Below are 2,851 nucleotides of genomic sequence, written 5' to 3'. Positions count from 1 at the left end.
TTACCCGGACAAGCTTTTCTGAACGGAACCCCCTAAGCCGAGTTTTCAAGGTGCTGTCCGCCCACTTGGTTTTCGAGACGGTCTTTTTAATTCTAACGTAAAGCCAACCTAGAACGGCGGGGTTTCCCACCCAAAATTTTCAATGATGTCCCCGACGATGATTTTAGAGGAAGGAAAGCCGCGATTTGTTCTCGGTTCTGGGGGTTCCAATCGCATTCGCACCGCTATTTTGCAGGTTATTAGCAATTTAATCGATTTTCGGCAATCCTTACCCGATGCGATCGCTGCCTCGCGCCTACATTGGGAAAATCAACAATTAGGAATTGAACCTTTAGAAGATCGGGAAAATATGCTCGAAAATCTGGTTTTACCCGCAAATACTCAAGTATCCCGTTGGCAAGAACAAAATATGTTTTTTGGGGGTGTGCATGGGGTGGCAGTGAATGATCGGGGGGAATTAACCGCTACGGGCGATCCGCGTCGGGATGGAGTAGGATTAGTGATTAGTAATTAGTAATCGGCCAACATAGTGGTGTGAGCTTGTTTACTTCTTATCGTTTACTGTTTACTTTCGAGATACTCATGTTGCTCTTGCGTTATGGTATTACCGTGAGTGCGGTGCTTGGGTTGATTTTCTTGGCTGAATCCTCGGTTAAGGCACAAACTCAGTCCGCTGCCGATTTATTGAAGAAACCCCGACCTACTGCCAATCCAGTTTCTCAATTACCCGGTCCATCGGCGGCACCGGCAACCACGGAAGCGGATACCAAAGCCCCCAATTATCTTAATCCTAGTGGCAATCCCCTAATTTTTCCCACCAAACCGGATGAGGTGAATATTAGGGTAGTACAACCGATCACCTTAAATCAAGCGATCGAATTAGCTTTAAAAAATAATCAGACCTTACAGACAGCCCGGATTAATCTGGAAATCGCTCGCGCCCAATTAAAGGAACAACAGGCGGCCTTATTACCCACGGCAGAAGCGGAGGCCAGTCTCACTCAAGATCAATCGGCAGCTGCCCAAAGACAGAATGAGTTAGCTCGTCAACAGGGAATCCCAGCAGTTACACCCGAAGATAGTACCAACCTTCAGGGTAGTGTTCGCATCGTCTATGGGGTTTATACAGGGGGTGAACGGGCAGCCCAGATCAAAAGGGCCGAAAAAGTGATCCGGCAACAGGAATTAGAGGTGGAACGAGTCTCGGAACAAACTCGTTTTGATGCCACCGATGCCTATTATGAATTACAGAGGGGTGATGCCCAAGTAGCGATCGCCCAAGCCTCGATCGAAGATGCTAGTCAAAGTTTACGGGATGCTCAATTATTGGAGCAAGCGGGACTAGGAACTCGATTTGCTGTCCTACAGGCGGAAGTTGACCTCGCTAACGCTAACCAAGACTTAACTCGGGCGATTTCTAACCAGCGTATTTCCCGACGGCGACTGGCACAAATATTGAGTGTTGGCCAACACATTGAGTTAACCGCTGCCGATGAGATTCGCGAGGCGGGAACTTGGGGCTTAAGTCTTGATGATAGTATTGTTCTGGCCTATAAAAATCGCGCAGAATTAGAACAACAACTCTTACAACGGGAAATTAGCGCAGAAGACCGCTCGATCGCCATTTCGGCGGTGATTCCCCAAGTGGACCTTTTGGGCGCGTATAATGTCCTCAACGATCTCAGTGATGAAGCTGGTTTTGGCGATGGTTTTAGCGTCGGTGGCCGGATTCGTTGGACTTTTTTTGATGGTGGTCGTGCTTTTGCTCGCGCTCGTCAAGCGGAAAGAAATATTGATCGCGCCGATACGGAATTCTCCCTCCGTCGCAATGAAATTCGCCTTCAGGTGGAGGAATCCTACTATAGTTTGATTTCTAACCAAGAAAACATCAAAACTTCGCAAAAAAGCATTGAATCCGCCACGGAAAGTCTGCGATTAGCCCGTTTACGCTTTCAGGCGGGTGTGGGAACCCAAACGGATGTGATCAACTCCCAACGGGATTTAACCGATGCCAGAAGCCGTTATCTACAGGCGATCGTCGATTACAATAGATCCTTGAATAGTCTCCAGCGAGCGATTAGTAATTTACCGGATAATCGTTTGTTTGAAGTGCGTTAATTGTGGGATTTATCGATAGGTGGTGTGGGGGGAGATGGAAAAATCTCCCCTATTTTAACGAGTTTGGATAATTCTAATCTGTTGTTCCCGCAATTGCTGCAGGGTGGGAGTTTCCTGTCGCTCTTGCACCTGCGGACGCAGATTATTACAACGAGAGGAATTACTGCTACCGCATTCATTTTCGATCGTGTTCTGTCGCCGCTGCTCGATTTGGGGACTGGTGCGAAAGTTTAATTGCTGATTGTATTGGGGATATTTTTGGTAAGCGCAGGATTCAGCCCCCGCTAAACAACGCTCACTGATAGGCAATTGGGCCACGACTAGGTTGCCGCTAACGCAAACCCAACCCAGACCCAGAAACAAACCTGATAATAAAGAATTTCTAGTGATCATCGCCAATATACCTCGGTGATCAAAAAATGTAGTCTCAGGATTGGCGGCCATGACGGTAATTGCCCGGCAGACTCTCGATCATGATTCCACCTCTTTTATTCTAGTCAATTTTTCTCGCCCCGCCCACGATAGCTGAAAACAGCCCATTGCCAGCTTAAGATCACTGGGTTAGCTGATCATAAATTGGACGGCTTTTTTTCCAGCAATTCTCATTTTGATGCTAGAAGCAGATTTTAGCACCCCCACCAAAAATGTCATAACCCTCATAATGACTGAATAGCTGAAATTACACCCGTCCAACACTGATTGGCGATCGCGATTTTGCCACCTGTTAAATCTC

General features: G+C 47.3%; 2 protein-coding genes and 1 pseudogene. 2 read left to right on the top strand and 1 reads right to left on the bottom strand.

Annotation, left to right across the window (positions count from 1 at the left end):
- Nucleotides 1-139 precede the first annotated feature (139 nt).
- A pseudogene (locus IM479_RS03245) lies at nucleotides 140-514 on the top strand (gamma-glutamyltransferase); the annotation flags it as partial.
- A 68-nt stretch (nucleotides 515-582) separates the two neighbouring features.
- Nucleotides 583-2,118 (top strand): TolC family protein, encoded by a 1,536-nt coding sequence (locus IM479_RS03240; protein WP_287676404.1) that lies wholly within the window; start codon nucleotides 583-585, stop codon nucleotides 2,116-2,118.
- Nucleotides 2,119-2,172: 54 nt separating this feature from the next.
- On the opposite strand, the gene IM479_RS03235 is transcribed toward IM479_RS03240, so the two are convergent.
- Entirely contained in the window at nucleotides 2,173-2,562 is a 390-nt protein-coding gene (locus IM479_RS03235) for a hypothetical protein (RefSeq protein ID WP_287684672.1), read from the bottom strand.
- Nucleotides 2,563-2,851: the final 289 nt, after the last annotated feature.

Source organism: Microcystis sp. M165S2 (genome assembly GCF_020245885.1).
In the GTDB taxonomy this organism is placed as follows: Bacteria; Cyanobacteriota; Cyanobacteriia; order Cyanobacteriales; family Microcystaceae; genus Microcystis.
The sequence above is the reverse complement of the archived record's forward strand: the minus strand, read 5'-3'. Positions and strand labels throughout refer to the sequence as shown.